Origin of the sequence: Serratia sp. KG1D (assembly GCF_037150675.1) — a bacterium.
In the GTDB taxonomy this organism is placed as follows: domain Bacteria; phylum Pseudomonadota; class Gammaproteobacteria; order Enterobacterales; family Enterobacteriaceae; genus Serratia; species Serratia nematodiphila.
The window spans coordinates 114,652-135,918 of record NZ_JBAGIH010000003.1 but is presented as its reverse complement, the minus strand read 5'-3'; the positions used below and the strand labels follow the sequence as shown (position 1 = coordinate 135,918).

The 21,267-nt window shown below is 61.1% G+C and carries 18 protein-coding genes; 3 read left to right on the top strand and 15 right to left on the bottom strand.

Annotation, left to right across the window (positions count from 1 at the left end; all coding sequences use genetic code 11):
* Window positions 1-2: 2 nt before the first annotated feature.
* The 4 genes from WFM45_RS15715 to aaeX all read right to left on the bottom strand — a co-directional run bounded on the left by WFM45_RS15715 (window position 3) and on the right by aaeX (window position 3,864).
* The gene (locus tag WFM45_RS15715; RefSeq protein ID WP_033632004.1) at window positions 3-470 is read right to left on the bottom strand and encodes a ribonuclease; all 468 of its coding nucleotides are present in this window, start codon (window positions 468-470) and stop codon (window positions 3-5) included.
* 280 nt (window positions 471-750) lie between these two features.
* Window positions 751-2,718, bottom strand: coding sequence for a p-hydroxybenzoic acid efflux pump subunit AaeB (aaeB, locus tag WFM45_RS15710; protein WP_015379187.1), 1,968 nt, complete (start codon window positions 2,716-2,718; stop codon window positions 751-753).
* Window positions 2,718-3,653 (bottom strand): p-hydroxybenzoic acid efflux pump subunit AaeA, encoded by a 936-nt coding sequence (gene aaeA / locus WFM45_RS15705; protein WP_004936954.1) that lies wholly within the window; start codon window positions 3,651-3,653, stop codon window positions 2,718-2,720. The genes aaeB and aaeA overlap by 1 nt, the downstream gene beginning before the upstream one ends.
* Before the next feature lie 7 nt (window positions 3,654-3,660).
* Window positions 3,661-3,864: a p-hydroxybenzoic acid efflux pump operon protein AaeX gene (gene aaeX, locus WFM45_RS15700; RefSeq protein ID WP_004936952.1), complete on the bottom strand. Its 204-nt coding sequence runs from the start codon at window positions 3,862-3,864 to the stop codon at window positions 3,661-3,663.
* Between the two features lie 314 nt (window positions 3,865-4,178).
* Between aaeX and aaeR the strand changes: the two genes are divergently transcribed.
* Window positions 4,179-5,090 (top strand): HTH-type transcriptional activator AaeR, encoded by a 912-nt coding sequence (gene aaeR / locus WFM45_RS15695; protein ID WP_015379188.1) that lies wholly within the window; start codon window positions 4,179-4,181, stop codon window positions 5,088-5,090.
* Here aaeR and WFM45_RS15690 read toward each other — a convergent pair.
* Both WFM45_RS15690 and WFM45_RS15685 read right to left on the bottom strand, forming a co-directional pair.
* On the bottom strand, window positions 5,081-5,425 hold the full coding sequence (locus tag WFM45_RS15690; RefSeq protein ID WP_033632002.1) for a hypothetical protein: 345 nt from the start codon (window positions 5,423-5,425) through the stop codon (window positions 5,081-5,083). The two genes, aaeR and WFM45_RS15690, sit on opposite strands and share 10 nt — an antisense overlap.
* Complete coding sequence (locus WFM45_RS15685; RefSeq protein WP_336956364.1) at window positions 5,422-5,685, bottom strand: zinc ribbon domain-containing protein; 264 nt, start codon at window positions 5,683-5,685, stop codon at window positions 5,422-5,424. The genes WFM45_RS15690 and WFM45_RS15685 overlap by 4 nt, the downstream gene beginning before the upstream one ends.
* Before the next feature lie 207 nt (window positions 5,686-5,892).
* Between WFM45_RS15685 and uriH the strand changes: the two genes are divergently transcribed.
* Both uriH and WFM45_RS15675 read left to right on the top strand, forming a co-directional pair.
* Window positions 5,893-6,834: a uridine-preferring nucleoside hydrolase UriH gene (uriH, locus tag WFM45_RS15680; RefSeq protein WP_336956362.1), complete on the top strand. Its 942-nt coding sequence runs from the start codon at window positions 5,893-5,895 to the stop codon at window positions 6,832-6,834.
* 714 nt (window positions 6,835-7,548) lie between these two features.
* Window positions 7,549-9,231, top strand: coding sequence for a PglL family O-oligosaccharyltransferase (locus WFM45_RS15675; protein ID WP_336956360.1), 1,683 nt, complete (start codon window positions 7,549-7,551; stop codon window positions 9,229-9,231).
* Window positions 9,232-9,290: 59 nt separating this feature from the next.
* On the opposite strand, the gene WFM45_RS15670 is transcribed toward WFM45_RS15675, so the two are convergent.
* The 9 genes from WFM45_RS15670 to mreB all read right to left on the bottom strand — a co-directional run bounded on the left by WFM45_RS15670 (window position 9,291) and on the right by mreB (window position 21,160).
* Complete coding sequence (locus tag WFM45_RS15670; RefSeq protein WP_033631998.1) at window positions 9,291-10,055, bottom strand: CDP-diacylglycerol diphosphatase; 765 nt, start codon at window positions 10,053-10,055, stop codon at window positions 9,291-9,293.
* A gap of 151 nt (window positions 10,056-10,206) precedes the next feature.
* Complete coding sequence (gene tldD, locus WFM45_RS15665) at window positions 10,207-11,652, bottom strand: metalloprotease TldD (RefSeq protein WP_016930234.1); 1,446 nt, start codon at window positions 11,650-11,652, stop codon at window positions 10,207-10,209.
* A gap of 7 nt (window positions 11,653-11,659) precedes the next feature.
* On the bottom strand, window positions 11,660-12,520 hold the full coding sequence (nit1, locus tag WFM45_RS15660) for a deaminated glutathione amidase (protein ID WP_004936930.1): 861 nt from the start codon (window positions 12,518-12,520) through the stop codon (window positions 11,660-11,662).
* Window positions 12,517-16,320 (bottom strand): AsmA2 domain-containing protein YhdP, encoded by a 3,804-nt coding sequence (gene yhdP / locus WFM45_RS15655; RefSeq protein ID WP_076741018.1) that lies wholly within the window; start codon window positions 16,318-16,320, stop codon window positions 12,517-12,519. The genes nit1 and yhdP overlap by 4 nt, the downstream gene beginning before the upstream one ends.
* A gap of 88 nt (window positions 16,321-16,408) precedes the next feature.
* A complete protein-coding gene (rng, locus tag WFM45_RS15650) occupies window positions 16,409-17,878 on the bottom strand; it encodes a ribonuclease G (protein WP_004936922.1) in 1,470 nt (489 codons plus the stop codon).
* Between the two features lie 38 nt (window positions 17,879-17,916).
* Complete coding sequence (locus WFM45_RS15645; RefSeq protein WP_004936921.1) at window positions 17,917-18,501, bottom strand: Maf family protein; 585 nt, start codon at window positions 18,499-18,501, stop codon at window positions 17,917-17,919.
* 10 nt (window positions 18,502-18,511) lie between these two features.
* Window positions 18,512-19,000: a rod shape-determining protein MreD gene (gene mreD / locus WFM45_RS15640; RefSeq protein ID WP_004936918.1), complete on the bottom strand. Its 489-nt coding sequence runs from the start codon at window positions 18,998-19,000 to the stop codon at window positions 18,512-18,514.
* On the bottom strand, window positions 18,997-20,022 hold the full coding sequence (gene mreC, locus WFM45_RS15635) for a rod shape-determining protein MreC (RefSeq protein WP_028127540.1): 1,026 nt from the start codon (window positions 20,020-20,022) through the stop codon (window positions 18,997-18,999). The genes mreD and mreC overlap by 4 nt, the downstream gene beginning before the upstream one ends.
* A gap of 94 nt (window positions 20,023-20,116) precedes the next feature.
* A complete protein-coding gene (mreB, locus tag WFM45_RS15630) occupies window positions 20,117-21,160 on the bottom strand; it encodes a rod shape-determining protein MreB (RefSeq protein ID WP_003855260.1) in 1,044 nt (347 codons plus the stop codon).
* Window positions 21,161-21,267 lie beyond the last annotated feature (107 nt).

The window sequence follows — 21,267 nt, the reverse complement described above, 5'->3', positions numbered from 1 at the left end:
ACTCACTCCACACGAATGAAGTTTTTGTAATGGTCGCGCGTGACGAAGATCAGACCGTCGCTCGAATACAGCAGGCGATCGGCGCCGCGCCGGCCACACTGGTAATTGATGTCCGCTTCGCGCCAGACCCGGCCGCCGGCGCTCGGCAGTTGCCCTTCACGGTTAGAGAATCGATCGCCGCCAATCGCCTTGCCCGGCAATACCGCACAGAGGTTGCCTGAACGCGGGTCCCAGCCCTGCTCGCGCGCCTGCTTCTTGGTGACGTAATAGCCCGGAAGCCGCTGATGCTGCTGCAGGTAGCTCACCACCGTTTGCTGCTGCGTGAGCCGATCGATGCTCTGCTGTTGCCCCGCCGGCGCTTGCACCACCGCCGCATTGCCGCCGATCGCACGGTGCTCGTTGCCGCGCAGCGCGCTGAAGACGGCGATGACCACGGCGATGACAATCGCCAACAGAATCCGCTTGTTCATGACATTCCCTGAAATTATGCCGCCGAAGGCGCCGCAGCTCCCCCAGGCTAGTTAGGTATATAGCCGACCTGGATGAAACTAAGATGACCGGCACGTCACGTTTTCGCGGCGGTAAGCGTTTCATCCACTCATGACAATGATGCCACTTTCCAGTCGTTCTGGCACTCGGAGTCTCTCTGAAAACAGGCCGCCTCACATGAGACGGCTCGCCATGCCAGGCGCTGCTTTCAGTATAGTCAGGGAAGGCGCCGCACAACGCGGCGCAACAGGAGGGAACGCATCAATCGATCAAGGCGTGACGATAGCGATGCAGCATGTCGGCCAGGCGTTTCACCGGCCCGGTGACGCTGAGCGGCGCCTGATTGTCCACCAGCTTCTGCTGGTACTCGTTCATTTCACCCAGCAAGCGATCGTAGTAATAGGCGCGCTTGACGTCGTTCTTGGCGGAGACCACCCGATCGGCGGTGCTGCGGATCTGGCGGTGGAAGGCCGACAGCTCTTCGCTGACCGGAATCTCCGCCCGCTGCATGCGCTGGTGGGCAATGATCAGGTTCAGCGCCAGACGATACTTGGCGATGTCGTTCGGGAACATCATCAGCAGCTGGTTAAGCTGCTGATACAGCGCCGGCAGGTGGTTTTGCCGACGACGCGCCGCCTTGGTGGTCAGCGCCGACACCGCGCTGCTGACGAACTGGTTGAGCAACGTGCGGCCGGTGCGTTCACGCGAATTGTCGCGGATCAGCAGCAGCACCATCAGCCCAACGCAGCTGCCGAGGAACTGGCCCAGCGCCCCGTCGAGAAACTGGGTGACGTTGAACTCCATCGGGTTGCTCAGCACCAGAATGTTGATGGTCCCGGCCAGCAGCCCCAGCGAACCGAGCCGCCGCTTCTGCACCTCGATGCCGATGAAAAACGCCAGCAGGCCGAGGCTGAGACACAGCAGCAAAATGCTCTGCTGCGTCGCCGGCAGGATCACCATGAAGAACAGAGAGCCGACCGGGATCGCCGCCAGCATGCCCAGCACGAAATCCATCGCCACCATGCGCGGCGCCGGGGTGCGCATCGCCAGCGAGGTGATGACCGCGATGATCACCATAAAACCGCTGCCGGACGTCCAGCCGGTCCACAGCCACAGCAGGCTGCCGAAGGCCGTCGCCACAAAGGTGCGCAGGCCGTTGATCATCGCGTGATGCCCTTCCGCCGAAGTCGGCTTGACCACGGTTTCGTTGCTCAACACCCCCTCTTCCACCGCGCTGATACTGCAGTTGGCGTGCACGCCTTTCGACAGCAGCAGGTAGCGCGTCGCCGCGCCGACCCAGCCGGTGAGGGTCGGCAGCGTTTCCTCGGAACGATGCGTGGTCAGCACCTGGCGAAGCAGCTTCATGCGCTTGTGGATCTCCTGCGGGGTTTCCGCCGGGACCATCAGCTGCTCACGCAGGCTGTCTTTCAGCGCGTCCGGGTGATTCAACAAGATCAGATAGGTTTCGCAGGCCTGGGTGATCAGCGTCAGCGACAGCGTATGCAGCGCTTTTACCCGGCGGTTGACCTTCTGCCAGCGCGAGGACTCCATCATCAGGTTGTTGCGCATGCCGTCCAGCGCCGTGGTGCTCTTCACCAGATTGCTCCAGGCGCGATCGATATCCTCTTTGTCGGCATTGCTGATGCACATCTGCATCAGGCGGTATTGCGCCACCAGCAGTTGATCCACCGCCCGATCGATGTCCTGTTTGATCGAACGCGGCGAGAACAGCAGATCCGCCAACACGGCGCTGACGATCCCCAGCACGATCTCGCTGCAACGTTCGATGGCGAACTGCGGCGCTTCCAGCAGATGAGACTCGCTGGTGGCGACCGTCACGATGATGATCAGCGCGGTATACCCGGCCAGCCCCCAGGCATAGGAGTTCTCCACCTTGATAAGCGAAGAGAGCCAGGTGCAGAAACCGGCCCAGATGCAGCACAGCAACAGCATCACCACCGGCGCGCGGGCGGTGGTGATGATAATGATCAGGCCGACGAAGCAACCGATAAAGGTGCCGATAATGCGCAGCCAGCCGCGGTGGCGGATGGCGCCGGAGAAAGGTTCGCCGCCGGCGGCAAAGGCCGGGCCGGCGGCGACGATGGCGGCGGTCATCGCCGACCAGCGCGGGGTTTCCAGATTGAGATGGAAGCCGACGAACAGCGCAAACACAATCGCGAAGCTGAGTTTGAAGGCGAATCTCAGCCGGATAAAGGTTGGGCTGCTCATTAGCCGAACTCACGCAGCCGGTGCATCAGGCGCACAAAAGGCGAGCCGCTGTCGGCATTGCGATCGTTCTTGCCGACGATCACCACGGTGGCGGTGGTGCCGGCCGGGTACGGATGCTGTTGATCCTTGGCGTCCAGCAGGATCTTCACCGGCACGCGCTGCGCCAGGCGCACCCACTCCAGGTTGCTGTCGATCGAGGCCAACCCTTTGTTGTTCACCGTGCTGCTGCTGTTGTTCACCGCCGCCGCCACGCTGTCAACGGTGCCGTGCATGATGCGGTTGCTGCCGAGCGGGGTGATCTCAGCGCGGTCGCCCTTATTCAGGCCATTCAGCTTGGTTTCTTCCAGGTACGCCAGGATGTAGAAGGAATCTTTCTTCACCAGCGCCACCGCCACCGAGCCGCGGGTGATGTATTCGCCGGCATGGACGTTGAGGTTGGTGATCCAGCCATCGGCCGGCGCCCGCACCGTGGTGCGTTCCAGATCCAGCTGCGCCAGCTCGCGCGCCGCAATGGCCTTCGCCAGTTGGTGCTGCACGGTCTGCAGTGAGTTGTTCGACTGGTCAATCTCTTCCTGCGACATCGCCTGCACGCCCAGCTTCACGCGGCGGCCGGCCTCGCGCCGTTTTTCCGCCGCCAGCGTCTGATAGTAGGCGACGTCGGCGCCGGCTTCCGCCAGCGCCTGCTCATAACGCGGCCGATCGACCACGAACAGCACCTGGCCTTTCTTCACCAGTTGGTTATCCACCACCGGCACGTCGGTCAGCAGGCCGCTGACGTCCGGGGCGATCGCCACCACATCGGCGGTAAACTTGGCATCACGCGTCCACGGCGACTCGGTGTAGAACACCCAGGCCTTGAATATCGCGGCGATGCCCAACAGCACAAGAATCAAAGTGATCGCGATTCGGGTTATTTTTATCGAAAAATTTTTCACAGCGACCTCAAACAAAAAGACACGAAATCAGATAAAACAAGCAGCAATACAGCGCAGTGTTAAACAGCGCCGGATGCCAGACAAAATCGTAAATCCCCGTCGGCTGCAGCAGGCGGCGCAAGAGAAAAAACAGCGCCAGCGACACCAGCAGCTCGAAAAACACCGGCGGAAACGACAGCCCGAAGATGACCATAACCGGAAGCAAACTCATCACTTTTTCCTTATTGTTCACTACGCCGGGGAAAGACACATCTCGCCATTCACATTCTCTTTACATTTTAGCGTGCGCGCGCCACAAATCTTGACCAGGCAGCTTGTCCAGGTCACGAACCCGAAAAAAGGTTAAACTTGGGGGCAGACATCCACGACAGGGATTGCGAGGGTGCCGGAGGAGCGGCAGGATTGCGTTGCCGATCGCTCTCGCACGTTGGTAAGGTCTATTCACCCGACCACGTTATATTAGCCTGCTTACTATCAAGGCATCAACAATCTGTGATCTAAATCACTTTTAAGCCAGAGTGAATAATGGAAAGATTAAAACGGATGTCGGTATTCGCCAAAGTGGTTGAGTTCGGGTCGTTTACCGCGGCCGCACGCCAACTCGACATGAGCGTTTCATCGATCAGTCAAACCGTCTCGAAACTGGAAAATGAACTGCAGGTCAAGCTGTTGAACCGCAGCACGCGCAGCATCGGCCTGACCGAGGCCGGCAAAATCTACTATCAGGGCTGCCGACGCATGCTGCAGGAAGTCAGCGAGGTGCATGAGCAGCTGTACGCATTTAACAATACGCCCGCCGGCACGCTGCGCATCGGCAGCTCATCCACCATGGCGCAAAACGTGCTGGCGAACATGACCGCCGAGATGATGAAAGAGTACCCAGGCCTGACGGTCAACCTGGTAACCGGCATTCCGGCGCCGGATCTGATCACCGACGGACTGGATCTGGTGATCCGCACCGGGGCGCTGCAGGACTCCAGCCTGTTCTCCCGCCGCCTGGGGCAGATGCCGATGGTGGTGTGCGCCGCCAAAAGCTACCTGATCCAGCACGGTACGCCGCAGAAGCCGAGCGACATGGTCAACTTCTCCTGGCTGGAGTACAGCGTGCGGCCCGACAGCGAATTTGAACTGATGTCGCCGGAAGGCATCACCACACGCATTTCCCCGCAGGGGCGCTTCGTCACCAACGACTCCTCCACCATGATCCGTTGGCTGAAAAACGGCGCCGGCATCGCCTACGCCCCGCTGATGTGGGTGATCGAAGAGATCAAACGCGGCGAGATCGAGATCCTGTTCAAAAGCTACCATTCGGATCCGCGGCCGATCTACGCGCTCTATACCGAGAAAGACAAACTGCCGCTGAAGGTGCAGGTGTGCATCAACTATTTAACCGACTATTTCGAACGCGTAGCGGCGGTCTATCAGGGCTATCGCTGAGCGGCGCTCAAATAACGGCGCGCCAGCGCGGCCAGCAGCGTCAGCGCCACCATGCCGAAGCCCCACAGCAGCCAGACGGCGTAGCCCGCCCAGGTCAGCAGCACAGGAAAATAGCTCGCCAGCCCGCTGCCCAGCTGTTTCAGCCATGGCAGCCAGGCGTCCAGCACCGCCTGCGGCACCAGGCTCAGCGCACCGTTCACCGGCAACGATGCATTCCCGGCTGCCTCCGCCAACGCCGGGAGCCAGGCCAGTACCCCGGCTACGCCCCAGGCCAGCAGCGTCCACAGCGCCATGGCGCCCAGCAGCAGCGCGAGTGTCCAACCGCCCCGGTTCACGGCACACCGCCGCCGCACTGCGGACAAAAGCGGCTGCCCGGCGGCAACGGCGCGGCGCACTGGCCGCAGGTGGCGCTTAGCGCGGCAAACGGCTGACCGCAGCGGTGACAATAACGGGCGCCCGATTTATTCACTGCCTGGCATTCCGGGCACTGCGGCCCCGGCTCACCATGCTGGTTATAGCGGTTGCCATGATGCCCGCCGCCGTGGCCCGCGCGCTGATGACCGCCTTGCCCCAACAACCGTTTCAGTAAGCTCATCCCGCCTCTCCTCTGTGCATTGACGCTGAACCTCACTGTAAACCCTGGAGTAAACTCCAGGGTAAAGCCCGGCGAGCAGGATTTACGTTTCATTACATCGTAAAAGTGGCAAGGCTTTGATGCCGTTAACAAAAGCACCATCGGCATTATCCCACACCGTCGCGCTGCGTTATGCTGCGGAAACCTCTCCCTGCATCAGGAATAACCATGAAAAAAATCATACTGGACTGTGACCCGGGGCATGACGACGCCATCGCTCTATTGCTGGCCTGGGGCAATCCGCAGATCGACCTGCTGGCGGTCACCACCGTGGTGGGTAACCAGACGCTGGACAAAGTGACGCGCAACGCCCTGGTGGTGGCCCGTATCGCCAATATCACCGGCGTCCCCTTCGCCGCCGGCTGCCCGCGTCCGCTGGTGCGCAATATCGAAGTGGCGCCCGACATTCACGGCGACTCAGGCCTCGATGGCCCGGTGCTGCCGGAACCCCACCTGCAGTTGGACTCACGCCACGCGGTAGACCTGATCATCGAGACCGTGATGGCCCACCCGCCGGGCAGCGTGACGCTGGTGCCGACCGGCGGCCTGACCAATATCGCCATGGCGGTGCGTAAAGAGCCGCGCATTGCCGAACGGGTCAAGGAAGTGGTGCTGATGGGCGGCGGCTATCATGTGGGCAACTGGAGCGCGGTGGCGGAGTTCAATATCAAAATCGATCCCGAGGCGGCGCACATCGTGTTCAACGAAAAATGGCCGCTCACCATGGTCGGGCTGGATCTTACCCACCAGGCGCTGGCCACGCCGGCAGTCTGCGAACGCATCGCCGCCCTCGGCACCCGGCCGGCCGCCTTCGTCGGCGAACTGCTGGCATTCTTTGGCCGTATGTACCAACAGGCGCAGGGCTTCAGCGCCCCGCCGGTGCACGATCCATGCGCGGTGGCCTATGTGATCGATCCGAGCGTCATGTCGGTGCGCAAAGCGCCGGTAAATATAGAGCTGACCGGCACCCTCACCTTAGGCATGACGGTCGCGGACTTCCGCGCGCCGCCGCCGCCGGATTGCCACACCCAGGTAGCGGTCAAACTGGATCAGGATAAATTCTGGGATCTGGTGGTGGATGCGCTGGAGCGGATCGGTGAGGTGGAGTAAGCGGGCGGGAGACAAGATGAACGCGCTTTAGCAGGCGCGTTAGTCCGTATTCTGCCGCGGCAACGGGAGGCTCAAGCCATAACCTCTTTTATTTCCAATGCAGCAGAACAATCCTAACAATAAATCATTTTATAAAAACCAAAAAAAACAGATGAAGACAAGAATAATCTCAATAAAAATACAACGATGAAAATCAATTTTAATTTAAAAATCAGCAATGGAAAACGATGAAATAAATCTCCGCCATCACGCCGCCGCTGACGAAACAAATTAAACAATAAGATACCTATCTTATTCTTCACATTGACTGCCGACATAGGCCATCGCCGAAATACCCCACGATATTCATACACGCAAAAATAACACTCAATCAACTGATTTTAATAAACAAAAATAAAATTCGATTAAAAATTGACTGAATCACAATAGATTTGAGAAAATAGCGCGTCTGTTTTTGCAAACAACAAAAATGCCTTTTGCGGGTGAAAAAAATGCCTTTTGCGGGTGAAAATTACGGCTTAACCTTTCTTTAGGCATACAGCCTCGCGCATTCTCAGGGCAAACATTATTTATCGCTTCACCATGAAGACGATTTAAATTTCCCGTGAGACATTTTCGAATTGAACATTACACGCATTTCGACATCAGGATAAAGGATAGGGAATAATTAAAACATGCATTTCATAAACGCTATCAGGCCATGGCAGGTTAACCATGGCCGATAAATCTCCCGCTAACGCAGCGACCATCGCCGTGCTGCCCCTGCTGCTGATCTGGATGGCGGCGGTCCTGCCGGTTTATTACCCCAACATGGGCGGCGACGGCCTGGCGCTGCCGCAAAACATTCTGGCCTGGGGCGTCATGGCGCTCGCAGCGCTGATCGTGACCCTCACCGTTTGCCTTGGTCGCATCCGTCTTTCGCTGACCCCCACCGCCCGGCGGTTGCTGCTCGGCATCGCCGTACTGGCGTTGCCGCTGCTGTATACCCGCCCCGAGTGGCGCGAAGATGCCCTGTGGCGCTGCGCCGGTTTGCTCGGCGGCTGGCTGTTCTATGTCGCCTGCCTGCAGCTGCGCCTCACCGCCCGACAGCGCGAGCTGCTGCTGTACGGTCTGCTGTTCGCCATCGGCGTTCAGGCGTTGCTGGCGGCGCTGCAGCTGTTCGCCCCCACGCTGGCCTGGGTAGCCCCTAACGGCAGCCGGGTCTACGGCGTCTTTCAGCAACCGAACGTGCTGGGCAGCTTTATCGCCACCGGGCTGGCCTTGGCGCTCTGGCTGCTGCTTGCTCCCCTCTCAGCGCCAACGTGGCGGCGGCAAATCCCGCTGCTCGCGCTGCTGGCCGTTTTCTCCGCCCTGCTGGTGCTGATCCAGTCGCGCGCCGCCTGGCTTGGCGGCGCCTTGGCGGCGGCGTTGCTGCTGTGGCGTTTTGCCCGCCGGCGCCCGGCCGCAAGCCGCTGGGCCGGCGGCGCGCTGCTGTTGGGGATGGCGATCGGCCTCACAGTGGTGTTCACCGGTTTCGGTCTGGATGGCCGCGCCGGCCTGATCGGTCGGGGGCTGTCCAACAGCGCGCGTCTGACCATGCTGCATGACGTCGGCGCCATGATCCTGGCCAAGCCGCTGCTGGGCTGGGGTTACGGCGGTTTTGAATACAGCTTCGCGCACTTTCGCCTGCAGGAAATGCCCTGGCGAGAAGTATTGGAAGTCGCCGGGCATCCGCACAATGAAATCCTGCTGTGGTGGGTTGAGGGTGGCCTGCCGGCGCTGGCGGGTATCATGATCGTCCTCATCGCCGGCGCGCTGCTGCTGAAACGCGCCTGGCAACGGGATCGCGAGCAGCCGAACGGTGCGCGCGTCGGGCTGTTCCTGGTGCTGCTGCCAATGCTGGTGCACACCCAGCTGGAATACCCTTTCTATCTGTCTGCGCCGCACTGGCTGGCGTTTCTGTTGCTGCTGGCGTTGCTGGATGGCCAAACCGGCGAACCCCGCCCGCTGCCGTTCGCCAAAACCCTGAGCCTGCCGGTGGCGATGGCGGCGGTCGGCGTGCTGGTGATGGCGGTCTTCGCCTGGCAAGGGCGCATGGCGCTCACCCAGTCGGAACGCACTATGCTGGCCAACATCGACAGCATCGAGCACATGCCGCCGCCGGCTGCCTGGATCTACCGGGAACGCAAAACCTTCGACGAGCAATCTCACGCGCTGCTGGTCTATAACCAGACGCGTGATGATGCCCTGTTGACCGGCTATCGGCAGTGGGCCAATGCCTATCTGCAGCGCCGTATCGACGCCAACGTCTACGCCACGCTGATCATGATCTTGCGCTATCAGGGGGATCAGGCACAAGCCGACGCTCGCCTGCGGGAAGCCGCTTTCCTGTTTACGCGGGATGCGCGGTTTAGGTAGGGACAACAAGGTGAGAGCGATGCCTCGTTGCTCTCACCTGCGTCATTTATGTAGCAAAATCAACGTGGCAAAATCGCGCACTCTTTATCCAGCAGCGACTCTACCGACGCGCGATTGCCGACGTCCCAGCCGCGTTTCGAGGCCAGCAAGATAAACCCTTGCCGGCCGGCAAACGTCGTCGGAACGACGACCACGCCATATTCCGCCAGCTGCGGCGGCGACAGATGGAAATAATCCGCCAAATCCTTAATCGGGTAGATGCCCATCACGGCTGGCTGCATCACGCGGCGAGCATAATAGGTGTGGCGCAACAACTTATCCGGCAAAGGCCGCCATTGCTCCTGTATGTAGGGGCGTTCCGCCTGCAATTGGCGCCGCACGTCCTCGCGCAGACAGGTCAGGTGAATGTGCAACTGGTTTTGGCTGCGGCCGTAAGCGGAGTTGATCGCCATGCCCAACATATCATCCGGCACCGGCCCGCCATACTCGGCGGCCAGCCGGTAACGCATCAGCCAGGCATAGCCAAAATAGTCTGTCCGTTCTCCAACCAGCAGCTGCGGGCTTTCAATGCCGGAGAGCGGCGCCGTCGGCACCAGGATAAAGTGATAAGGGTAACGCGGGTTCTGCAGCACGCTAAAGCCCTGCGCTTTCCCCTGCGGCATATAAATCTGCTCGCACGGGGCCGGATTGCGTTTTTGCTGATAGTTGGCCATGCAGAGTTTATCGACCACGCCCCACAGCGCATCGGAACGGGCGCAGCCCGTCAGGGACAGAACGCCCAGCACCAGCAGCCAACGCCGAGCGGATAATGCCAGGCGCGTCATTCTTGTCGTGCTCTGTTTTTTCGCCACGTCAATTTCATTCCATTATGTCGTGCAGGCTACGGCGTCCTGCCGCGCTTAGCGTTACGAATGCGAGAAAGGCCGCGAAATGGAGAATGGTTGAGGGGCCAACGCATGGCCCCTTGAAGAAAGATTACGCCGTGCCACCGACGGTCAACGTATCCAGTTTCAGCGTCGGTTGGCCAACGCCTACCGGCACGCTCTGGCCTTCCTTGCCGCACACGCCCACGCCTTTATCGAGCGCCAGATCGTTGCCGACCATCGAGATCTGCTGCATCGCCTCGATGCCGGAGCCGATCAGCGTCGCCCCTTTCACCGGTTTGGTGATGCGGCCCTTTTCGATCAGGTAGGCTTCGGTGGTGGAGAACACGAACTTGCCGGAGGTGATGTCCACCTGACCGCCGCCAAAGTTCGGCGCGTACAGACCGTACTCGACGCTGGCGATGATCTCTTCCGGCGTCGATTGGCCCGCCAGCATGTAGGTGTTGGTCATGCGCGGCATCGGCAGATGCGCGTAGGACTCGCGGCGGCCGTTGCCGGTCGGGGCGACGCCCATCAGCCGCGCGTTGAGCTTGTCCTGCATGTAGCCTCTCAATACGCCGTTTTCAATCAGCACGTTGTACTGACCCGGCACGCCTTCGTCGTCGATCGCCAGCGAGCCGCGGCGCCCTTGCAGGGTGCCGTCATCCACTACGGTGCACAGTTCGGAAGCCACCAGCTCACCCATATGGCCGCTGAATACCGAGGTGCCGCGTCGGTTGAAGTCGCCTTCCAGGCCGTGGCCCACCGCCTCATGCAGCAGCACGCCCGGCCAGCCGGCGCCCAGCACGACCGGCATATTGCCGGCCGGCGCCGCCACCGCGCCAAGATTGACCAGCGCCATGCGCACCGCTTCTTTGGCGTAGGCATCGGCGCGCACGTCGCCGTCGACGGTTTCCAGGAAATAGTCGTAACCGAAACGGCCGCCGCCGCCGCTGGAGCCGCGCTCACGCTTGCCGTCCTGTTCCACCAGTACGCTGACGGAGAGGCGCACCAGCGGGCGAACGTCCGCCGCCAGCGTGCCGTCGGTGGCGGCCACCAACACCTGCTCGTAAACGCCGGTGATGCTGGCGTTCACTTCCTGCACTCGCGCATCGGCGGCGCGCGCCACCTTGTCGACGCGGTGCAGCAAGGCAATTTTCTCTTCGCGCGGCAGGCTTTGCAGCGGATCGAGCAGCGGATACAGCGCCCGGTAACCGATCTCGCCCAGGGTATGCGCCCGCCCGTCGCCCTGCTCGCGCACGATGCTGCGCGCCGCCTGGGCGCTCTGCTGCAGCGCATTCAGGGTGATCTGATCGGCATAGGCGAAGCCGGTCTTCTCACCGCTGACGGCGCGCACGCCGACGCCCTGGTCGATATTGTAAGAGCCATCCTTGATGATGCCGTCCTCGATCACCCAGGCTTCGTGATAGCTGGACTGGAAATAGAGATCGGCGTAGTCGATACGGCGTTCTGCCAGTTGACCCAGTACCCTGTACAGGTCTTGATGACTCAGCTTGTTGGTAGCGAGTAACTGCTCACTGACAAACGTCAGGCTCATAATGGTTTCACTCTTGATTGGAGGATAGCTTGTCAGACGGCGCCGTCAGCGACGTCTGGAATCGGTTGTGCTGCAGCACCGGCATCTGCGCACGAATATTTTTCAGGCTTGCGGTGTCCACGCGCACCTTCAGCGCCGCCACGGCGTCCGCGTTCTCGGCCAGCACCTTGCCCCAGCCGTCAACAGCCAGCGTGTGGCCCCAGGTACGACGAGTCGGTCCGTGGCGCCCCACCTGCGCCGGCGCCAGGATCATGCACTGGTTTTCGATCGCCCGGGCGCGCAGCAGGATTTCCCAATGCGCCTCGCCGGTGACCCGGGTAAACGCCGCCGGCACCGAAATCAGTTCGGCGCCCTGTGCCCGCAGCGCCTGGAACAGCGCGGGGAAGCGCAGATCGTAGCATATGGTCATGCCCAAGCGCCCGACCGGCGTATCCACCACCGTCAGGTGCTGCCCGTGCTGGTAGGTATCCGACTCGCGGTAGTGGCCGTGCGCATCGTTGATATCCACATCGAACATATGCAGTTTGTCATAGCGGGCGCGGATCTCGCCCTGCTCGTCGAACAACAGGCTGCTGGTAGTGATAAGTTCCGGGTTTTCGCGGCTGATCAAGGGCATCGAGCCCACCAGCAACCACACCCCATAGCGGCGCGCCAGCTCACGCACCGCGTTCTGCAGCGGGCCATCGCCCTGTTTTTCCGCCTGTTGGCGGTAGGCCGCGGAGTTGGCGAACAGCAGCGCGTTCTCCGGCGTCATGACCAGTTTTACCCCGGCATTGAGCTGCTTGATCTGCTGTTCAATCTGGGCCAGGTTATCGCGCACCTGATCGCCACTGCACAACTGCAACAACGCAACGTTAGCATTCCTCATGACGCCTTATCCTCCTTTGCCTTACGAAGTACCTCATTGATCTTCGGCTGGTCGAGATCGCCGCCGATATGGTAGCGAATCAGCGAAATCTTGCTCCACAGCGGCCCCAGCACCTGCGAGGCGGCAAATACCGCCGCGCCGACGATCGGGTTGACGACAAACGCCGTGGCCACGCCGACGGTCGCCGAAATCGCCGGCGCCACCACCGCCTCCATATCGATGCGGCGGCGCGCCAGATCGATCTGGCCGCTCATGGCGATGTCCGCCGCCAGGCCGTCGATCAATAGATTATCAGTATGCATTATGCCATCTTTCAGCCAGGCGGTGCTGCGGATGGAATCAAAGTAGAAACCTTTGCCGAAGGTATCGCTGAAATCGAACTGCAGCTTGCGCAGCAGGGCGTCGAAGCTGACCAGCCGCAGCAGCTGGCCGGCGCGGCCGCCGCCCATGCTGTCGATCTCGCCCTTGCCCATCTTGACCTGTAGCGCGCCGCTTAACGTATCGACCTGCGGCTGCCACGGCGCGCCGTGCCAGTACAGATCGAAGTCCACGTCGTAAGGCGCCCCCTTCAGCGGAATAGTGATGCCGAAGAAGGCGGCGGTTTCATCGATCTTGCCGCCGAGCAGTTTGCCTTTCAGCGAGCTGCGCTCTTCCTGCGCGTTTTGTTTCCACAGGCCGGTGGCGCTCATACGCCCTTTACCGGTATCGACCAGACCGTGATCCAGCGTCAGGGTATCCCCCCGATTAGTCAGATCCGCCTCGACCTTGCCGAGGTTCTGCCCCAGCACCCAGCACGACTTACAGCGCAGCATCAGCGAAGGCCAGTCGCGGAAGGAAACTTTCTCGGTCGACGGCGACGGTGCGCCCGCCGCGTTTTTCGTCTCGGCGAACTGTGGGTTGTAATACAGGTAGTTGATATCGGCGCGCCACGGCCCGCGATCGGCCACCCGCAGGCTGCCGTCCACTTCGTCGCTCTTGGCGCTCACCAGGGTAGCGCCAAGCTGTTTTTCGGCCGATAGCGTCAGCTTATGCCAGGCCTGGCCGCCCAACAGCAGCTGCGGCGTAGTCAGCGCCACGGTGGTAGGGAAGCTGAAACCGCCCACCTGACCGCTGCCGCCGCCCTGTTTCAGTGCCGGCGCCAGCAGCGCCAGCCACTGCTCACCGTCCAGCGCCGGCAGATTCAGCGTCATCGACTTGCCGGCCGGCAGCGGCGGCGTGCCGCCCCCGTTGGTTTGCCAGGCGGCGCGCGCCAGATTCACCTGTTTTTTATCGAAGTTCCATTCGCTGTTGAAGCGGTTCTGTTTGCCCGCGCTGCCGGTCAACATGAAACCGTTCAGACCGCCTTTGACCTTGACGTTCACCGGCAGTGCCTCGCCCGGTGCCTTGTCCAGCGGTGAAGGTAAGTGACTGCTCACTTTCTTCAAATCCGCGTCAATGCCGATATCATAGCTGGCCGAGCCCTGATGCGGCAGCGTGATGGCCACCTGGCTCTGCCAGGGCGCGCTGCCGCTGAGCGCATCAGCGGCCTCTTTTGGCAGGCCGGGGAACTTGCCCGGCAGCCAGTCGCCCTTCAGGCCGACATTGATCTTGTAATCGCGATCGCCTTCCTGCGTGGAAAAGTTGACCGCCACCGGCTGCCCGAACCAGTTGGCCGACAGGGGATCGCTCTGCAGGTTGCCGTTGTCGAAGCGGAACTTGCCGCTGAGCTTTTGCAGTTCGCTGTCCAGCGGCTTTATCAGCAACGAATTGTTGTTCAGCGCCACTTCGCCGGTGGCTCTGACCTGCTCGCCGTCCAGGGGAATATCAAGATGTAAGCGCCCACTGACATCACCGCCAATCTGCAGCTGCTCCAGCGCCGCCCCGAGCGAATCGTGCAACGGCGTCTGCATGAAGTAGTCATGCACGTCGCTGCCCGCACCCGCGACTTCGGCATCGATCAGCAGCCGCTCTTTCAGGTAATCCGGGATCACCGCGCTGATATTTTTACCCGCCACCTTACCCAATCGGGTTTGCGGCGCATGCATCCACAATCCCTCGTTGGCGAAATCGAGATCGATCGCCAAATCGGTCAGCGCCGGCCAGCCCGGTTGGAACTGGAAGGTGGCGTGACGTAGCGGTACGAAAACTTCAAACTGCCCTTCGTTTTTACGATACGGGAAGTGCTGCGGATCGCCGGAATAAATCAGCGTAGCGTTATCCACCTGGCCGCCCTGAATGGCGCCGCTCAGGTAGTCCACCAGATGCTTGCCCATCAACGGCTCCGGGAAATAGCGCCAGGCGTCGGCGCCGTCATACAGGCGGATGCCCGCCAGGATGTTCAGCCACGGATCGCCCTTGGCCGGCTGCTGATAACGGAAATCACCGTTGACCCACAGCGACTTCGCCTTGACGTCCAGCCCCTGACTCGCCAGCTCCCAGCCCTGATCGTTGTAACGCCAGGTCAGCGCGCCGCGCGCGCTGCTGATTTCAAGCGGGGCGCGGAACATGTCACCGTAAGGCAGGGTGCTGTCGGTGAGCCCCAGCGTCAGGCGGCCGTTCTCCACCCCGCCGCTCAACGCCCCGGAGAAGTGGTTAACGCCCGGCAGCAGTTCCCAACGCTGCCAGCTGACATCGCGCCACAGCGCCTGGAAACGGCTCTTTTCCGGCTGCTTGAGCGGAATGTCCAGCGCCAGCGCTTCCAATTGCCCCTGCGGCTGCAGATCGTTCCAGCGCTCGAGCACGTCCGGGCTGAGGAAGGAGAAGGTCGGCAGCAGCGCCGACAGACGCTCCAGCTGAATATCAGTCGCGCGCACACGCAGTTCTTCATTCTGCGCCGGCCCCATGAATTCGGTGTTTTCCGGCAGCCACAGCGCGGAAAGCGCGCCCTGCGGCCAGGCCTGGCCGTCGGTGCTCAACCGCAGTTGCGGCACGTCGAGCTGCCAACCGGTGCCCTGGCGGCGCAGCGACAGCGCCAGATTATCCACGTCCAGCCGGTGCTGCGCGGCGCCGGTATTCCAGTTGGCCGCCCCTTGCTTGAGCAACGCATGGCCGCCGGCGATCTCGCCGTTCTGCACCTGCAGCCAGGCAGCCAGGCTAAAGTCGGCGCTTTCCAGCCCGGTGTTGGCGCGCAGCCAGCGGGTAAACCAGGGTTTCATGTCGATGTTGTCGGCCTGCAGATAGACCGTGCCGGTGTCCAGCAGGCCCTGATTATCGCGCAGGTCCATGCGCAGCTGCACCACGCCGTGCTGGCCGTTCAGCGTCGACAGGCTGATCTGCCCCTCGGCGCGGTGGCGATCGCGGCCGTTGAGCCAGGTCAGTTGGGGAATGTCGAATTCGGCGCGCGCGCCGGCGGGCGTCAGGAATGAAATACGGCTGTCGCGCAGATCGAAATGGTCGAGCTGGCGCAGCATCAGATCGCTGATTTTACCCGGCTCAAGGCCTTCGCCCTGCCGATCGCCGCCCAACGTGGCGTTCAAATCGAGCCGGAATTGATAGAAGGTCAGATCGCGGAACTGCCAGCGCCAGTGCAACAGCGACTGCCACACATCCAGCGCCAGCGTCACGCGCTCGATATGCACATCGCTTTTGGGCAGCGTAACGCTCAGGTTACGCACTTCAAGCTGCGGGCCGAAGGTTTCCCAACTGCCCTGTAGGAAATCCATCTGCACGGGCACGCCGGACAGCTTCTCCACCTGCGCCAGCAGTTGGGGACGGTAGTCGTTCAGCTTCGGCAGCATCAGGCGCAGCCCGCTGATCAGCAGCGCCACAATCACGATTAGGGTGGCGCCTGTTGCTAACAGAATCCCAGGCAGTCGCCTCACGCAGTTCTCCTTGCTCCGCTGCCTGGCAACGGGAATATCTATGCACTGACGGGCCCGGCGTGCCGGGCCCCTACCGATGTCGGGCGGGCTACATCATGACGACGTCGAACTGCTCCTGGCTGTACAACGGTTCGATCTGCACCTTCACCTGTTTGCCGACGAAAATCTCCACTTCGGCCAGCGCATGCGACTCTTCGCTCTTCAGCGCTTCGCCGACCGCCGCAGAGGCGTACACCAGGAAGCGATCGGAATCGTAAGCGTGATGCACGCGCACAATCTCGCGCAGGATCTCGTAGCACACGGTTTCCACCGTTTTCACGGTGCCGCGCCCATTGCAAGTAGGACAATCGTGACAGAGCACATGTTCAATGCTTTCACGCGTTCGTTTACGCGTCATTTCAACTAAGCCTAGCTGAGAGAAGCCGTTGATCGTGGTTTTTACCCGATCTTTACTCAACGCCTGCTCCAGCGAGTGCAGCACCCGGCGGCGATGCTCTTCGTTGTTCATATCGATAAAGTCGATGATGATGATGCCGCCCAGGTTGCGCAGCCGCAGCTGGCGCGCAATGGCCTGCGTCGCCTCGATGTTGGTATTGAAGATGGTTTCGTCGAGGTTGCGGTGGCCGACGAAGGCGCCGGTGTTGATGTCGACCGTGGTCATCGCCTCGGTCTGATCGATGATCAGATAGCCGCCGGACTTCAGCTCCACCTTGCGCTCCAGCGCGCGCTGGATCTCGTTTTCCACATCGTACAGATCGAAAATCGGCTGGCTGCCGGTATAGAGCTCGAGCTTGTTGGTGATGTCCGGGATGTACTCACCGGTGAACTCCACCAGCAGATCGTGCGTCAGCCGCGAATCGACGCGGATGCGATCCAGCGCCGCGCCGGCGAAATCGCGCAAGATGCGCTGCGCCAACGCCAGCTCGCCGTACAGCTTGTATTTGGTCTGGTTGCGCTTCTTGCGCTCCATCACCTTGGTCCACAGCCGTTTGAGGAATGCGGCGTCCTGCGCCAGCTCTTCCTCGCCGATGCCTTCCGCCGCGGTGCGGATGATAAAGCCGCCCAGCTCGTCGCAGTGCGGCGCCACGATCGCCTTCAGGCGCTCGCGCTCGGCTTCGCTGTCGATGCGCTGCGACACGCCGACGTGCGCCGCACCCGGCATGAAGACCAGATAACGCGAAGGCAGCGTGATATCGGTGGTCAGACGCGCGCCCTTGGTGCCAAGCGGATCTTTCACCACCTGCACCATCAGGTCTTGCCCCTGGCGCACCAGCTCGGCGATGTCGCGCACGTGGAAGTTTTTCCGCTCGTCGCCGGCGACGCATTCGGTATGCGGCATGATGTCAGAGGCGTGCAGGAAGGCGGCCTTATCGAGGCCGATGTCGACGAACGCCGCCTGCATGCCCGGCAGGACGCGACTGACGCGCCCTTTATAGATATTGCCGACGATGCCGCGTTTGGATTCGCGTTCGATATGGATCTCTTGCAGAATGCCGCCATCGATATAGGCGACCCGCGTTTCAGACGGTGTGATATTAACCAGTAGCTCAGCTGTCATGCCTTCTCCTCAGAGCCGGTCGATAATGGCAGCGCCCATCAACCGGTTCTTACATCACGTAATGCGACAAAATTACTGAGCAGCTCATGTGTTTCGACCAGCGGCAGACCGACCACTGCGTGATAACTCCCGGTTATCGTTCTGACGAAACAACCACCCTTTCCTTGAATTCCATAGGCGCCCGCCTTATCCATCGGTTCGCCCGTAGCAATATAGTCGCGGATATCCTGTTGTGACAGGCTGCGGAACGTCACGTCGGTCACCACCAGCTGGCAACGCACGTCGTGGCGATCGGCGATCGCCACTGCCGTCATCACCTGATGCTGCTTGCCGGACAGGGCCGCCAGCATGTCCGCCGCATGGGCTTCGTCGCGCGGCTTCTCCAGCACCCGGCCGTTGAGCACCACGATGGTGTCGGCGCCCAGCACCGGCCGATCTTCCTGCGCCAGCGCCACGCCCGCTTTGGCCTTGTCCTGCGCCAGGCGGCGCACATAGGCTTCTGCGGCTTCGCCTTCCCGGCGCTGCTCTTCGGTATGCGTCAGCAGAATGTCGAACGACACGCCCAGCAGGGTCAGCAGTTCACGTCGACGTGGGGAGCCGGAGGCCAGATAAAGCGAAGTCATTGATATACCCTTACTGTACGGCGAACTGACGGCGGATTTTGCGCATCAACAGGAATAACCACGGCCACAAAATGCCGTTTACCACACTACTCCAGAACACCTCTGGGCGGAAAGAGACGTTGATCACTAAAAACTCAGCCCAGAACACCACCACGTCCATCGACAGCGACAGCAGCACGACGATCAGCGCCTGTTGCCACAGCGCCATATTGCGGAACAGTTGGAATTTGAACGCCACCAGATAGGCGATGATGCCCAGCGCCAGCGCGCGCACGCCCAGCGTGGAACCGAGGATCAGATCCATGATCAGCCCCAGCACGAAGCCGGTGCCGACGTTGACCCGATGTGGCAAAGCCATCACCCAGTAGATCAGGATCAGCACCAGCCAGGAAGGCCGGAACATGTAGATCTGCTCCGGCCACGGCATGATTTGCAGCACCAACGCCACCAGGAACGACAGCCAGATTATCCAGCGCCCGTGGCTGCGGTAGCTGTTCATTGCACCACCCCCGCCGCCGCGGGCTGAACCTGAGGCTGAGCAGAGGCCGGTGCCGTGGTTTGCGGCGCCACCCCGGTGGCCGGAGCCGGCAGCTGCGGCCCGACGGAACCGGCAGGCGGCAGCACCTGCGGCATCATCTGCATCAGGCGTTCATTGGCCACGCGGTGCACTTCGTCCGGCGGCAGCGGCATGTCGCCGTTGCGATCGGCGCCCCATAGCAACAACAGGTAACGCAAGCGCTGCAGACCGGCGGTCGGCCGCGCCTGAATCACAGTGTAAGCACGCTGGTTGTCGACCTTGACCGAGGAAACCACCGCCACCGGATACCCTTCCGGGAAGCGGCCGCCGAGGCCGGAGGTGACCAGCACGTCGCCAACGCGGATGTCGGTGTTGTTCGGCAGATGCTCCAGTTGCAGGTCGTCGGCGCAGCCGCTGCCCGCGGCGATCACCCGAATATCGTTGCGCAGCACCTGGATCGGCAGCGCATGCGAGGCGTCGCAGATCAGCAGCACGCGGCTGGTGACTTTCGCCACCGCCACCACCTGACCGACCACGCCCTTGTCGCTGATCACCGGCTGGCCTTCATAGACGCCGTTGTCCGACCCTTTGTCGATCACCACCTGATCGCTATACGGATCGGAACCGGTGGAGATCACCTGGGTGACCATCTTGTGTTCGTCCTGACGCAACGGAGAACCCAGCAGCTCGCGCAAGCGGGCGTTTTCCTGCTTGAATTGGCCAAGAAGAAGAATATCGCTGTTTTTCAGCAGCAGTTCCTGCCGCAGAGCGCGGTTTTCCAGCTCCAGCTGTTGGCGGGTGGCCAGCGTCTCTGACACGCTGTCCAAAACTTTACGCGGCCCGTTGGCCAGAAAATAGAAAGGGCTGACTGCGGTGTCCATGTAGTTGCGTATCTTCACGAACGTGCCGAGCCGGCTGTCGGCAACGATCAGGCCAATGGCCGCAATCACCGCCAAAAAAAGTCGCAGTTGCAGGGAAGGCCCCCTGCTAAAAATCGGCTTCATAAATTATGCGAGTTCCTCGACAACAGAAAGAGGAACCGTACCCGATTCTCGCTGTGCGCATTCATCCGATACGATTCCTCCTTCCAGGGGCTGACTATTCTTCGCTGAACAAATCGCCGCCGTGCATGTCGATCATTTCCAACGCCTTGCCGCCGCCGCGCGCCACGCAGGTCAGTGGATCTTCCGCCACTACGACCGGGATGCCGGTTTCTTCCATCAGCAAGCGATCGAGGTTGCGCAGCAGCGCGCCGCCGCCGGTCAATACCATGCCGCGTTCGGAAATGTCGGAGGCCAATTCTGGCGGGCACTGCTCCAGCGCCACCATCACCGCGCTGACGATGCCGGTCAGCGGCTCTTGCAGGGCTTCGAGGATTTCATTGGAGTTCAGGGTAAAGCCGCGCGGTACGCCTTCGGCCAGGTTACGGCCGCGGACTTCGATTTCGCGCACTTCGTCGCCCGGATAGGCAGAACCGATTTCGTGCTTGATGCGCTCGGCGGTCGCTTCGCCGATCAGCGAGCCGTAGTTGCGGCGCACATAATTGATGATGGCTTCATCGAAGCGGTCGCCGCCGATGCGCACGGAAGAGGAGTACACCACGCCGTTCAGCGAGATCACCGCCACTTCAGTGGTACCGCCACCGATATCCACCACCATGGAGCCTGTCGCTTCGGAGACCGGCAGACCTGCGCCGATCGCCGCCGCCATCGGTTCTTCAATCAGGAACACTTCGCGCGCGCCGGCCCCTTGGGCGGACTCGCGGATAGCGCGGCGTTCAACCTGGGTCGCGCCGACCGGCACACAGACCAGCACGCGCGGGCTTGGGCGCATGAAGCTGTTGCTGTGAACCTGTTTGATAAAGTGCTGCAGCATTTTTTCGGTCACGAAGAAGTCGGCGATCACGCCGTCTTTCATCGGGCGAATAGCCGCGATGTTGCCGGGGGTGCGGCCCAGCATCTGTTTGGCGTCATGACCGACGGCCGCAACGCTCTTTGGGGAGCCGGCACGATCCTGACGAATGGCAACCACCGAAGGTTCATTCAGTACGATGCCTTGCCCTTTAACATAAATCAGGGTATTGGCGGTACCCAAGTCGATGGACAAGTCGTTGGAAAACATGCCACGAAATTTCTTAAACATAACGAAAGGATAATCCTGCAAGCTGGGGGCGGAAAATAAAATCCGCCTACTTTACCAACCACACGAAGCAGCGACAAGGCGCAAAAACGTTCTACTTCGGTGAAAAA

Coding starts and splice junctions, on each gene's coding strand:
- WFM45_RS15670 (WP_033631998.1), bottom strand. CDS start 10,055: ATGACGCGCCTGGCATTATCCGCTCGGCGTTGGCTGCTGGTGCTGGGC.
- mreD (WP_004936918.1), bottom strand. CDS start 19,000: ATGAACAGCTACCGCAGCCACGGGCGCTGGATAATCTGGCTGTCGTTC.
- WFM45_RS15675 (WP_336956360.1), top strand. CDS start 7,549: ATGGCCGATAAATCTCCCGCTAACGCAGCGACCATCGCCGTGCTGCCC.
- WFM45_RS15715 (WP_033632004.1), bottom strand. CDS start 470: ATGAACAAGCGGATTCTGTTGGCGATTGTCATCGCCGTGGTCATCGCC.
- aaeB (WP_015379187.1), bottom strand. CDS start 2,718: ATGAGCAGCCCAACCTTTATCCGGCTGAGATTCGCCTTCAAACTCAGC.
- aaeR (WP_015379188.1), top strand. CDS start 4,179: ATGGAAAGATTAAAACGGATGTCGGTATTCGCCAAAGTGGTTGAGTTC.
- mreB (WP_003855260.1), bottom strand. CDS start 21,160: ATGTTTAAGAAATTTCGTGGCATGTTTTCCAACGACTTGTCCATCGAC.
- WFM45_RS15685 (WP_336956364.1), bottom strand. CDS start 5,685: ATGAGCTTACTGAAACGGTTGTTGGGGCAAGGCGGTCATCAGCGCGCG.
- nit1 (WP_004936930.1), bottom strand. CDS start 12,520: ATGAGGAATGCTAACGTTGCGTTGTTGCAGTTGTGCAGTGGCGATCAG.
- uriH (WP_336956362.1), top strand. CDS start 5,893: ATGAAAAAAATCATACTGGACTGTGACCCGGGGCATGACGACGCCATC.
- aaeX (WP_004936952.1), bottom strand. CDS start 3,864: ATGAGTTTGCTTCCGGTTATGGTCATCTTCGGGCTGTCGTTTCCGCCG.
- rng (WP_004936922.1), bottom strand. CDS start 17,878: ATGACAGCTGAGCTACTGGTTAATATCACACCGTCTGAAACGCGGGTC.
- mreC (WP_028127540.1), bottom strand. CDS start 20,022: ATGAAGCCGATTTTTAGCAGGGGGCCTTCCCTGCAACTGCGACTTTTT.
- tldD (WP_016930234.1), bottom strand. CDS start 11,652: ATGAGCCTGACGTTTGTCAGTGAGCAGTTACTCGCTACCAACAAGCTG.
- WFM45_RS15645 (WP_004936921.1), bottom strand. CDS start 18,501: ATGACTTCGCTTTATCTGGCCTCCGGCTCCCCACGTCGACGTGAACTG.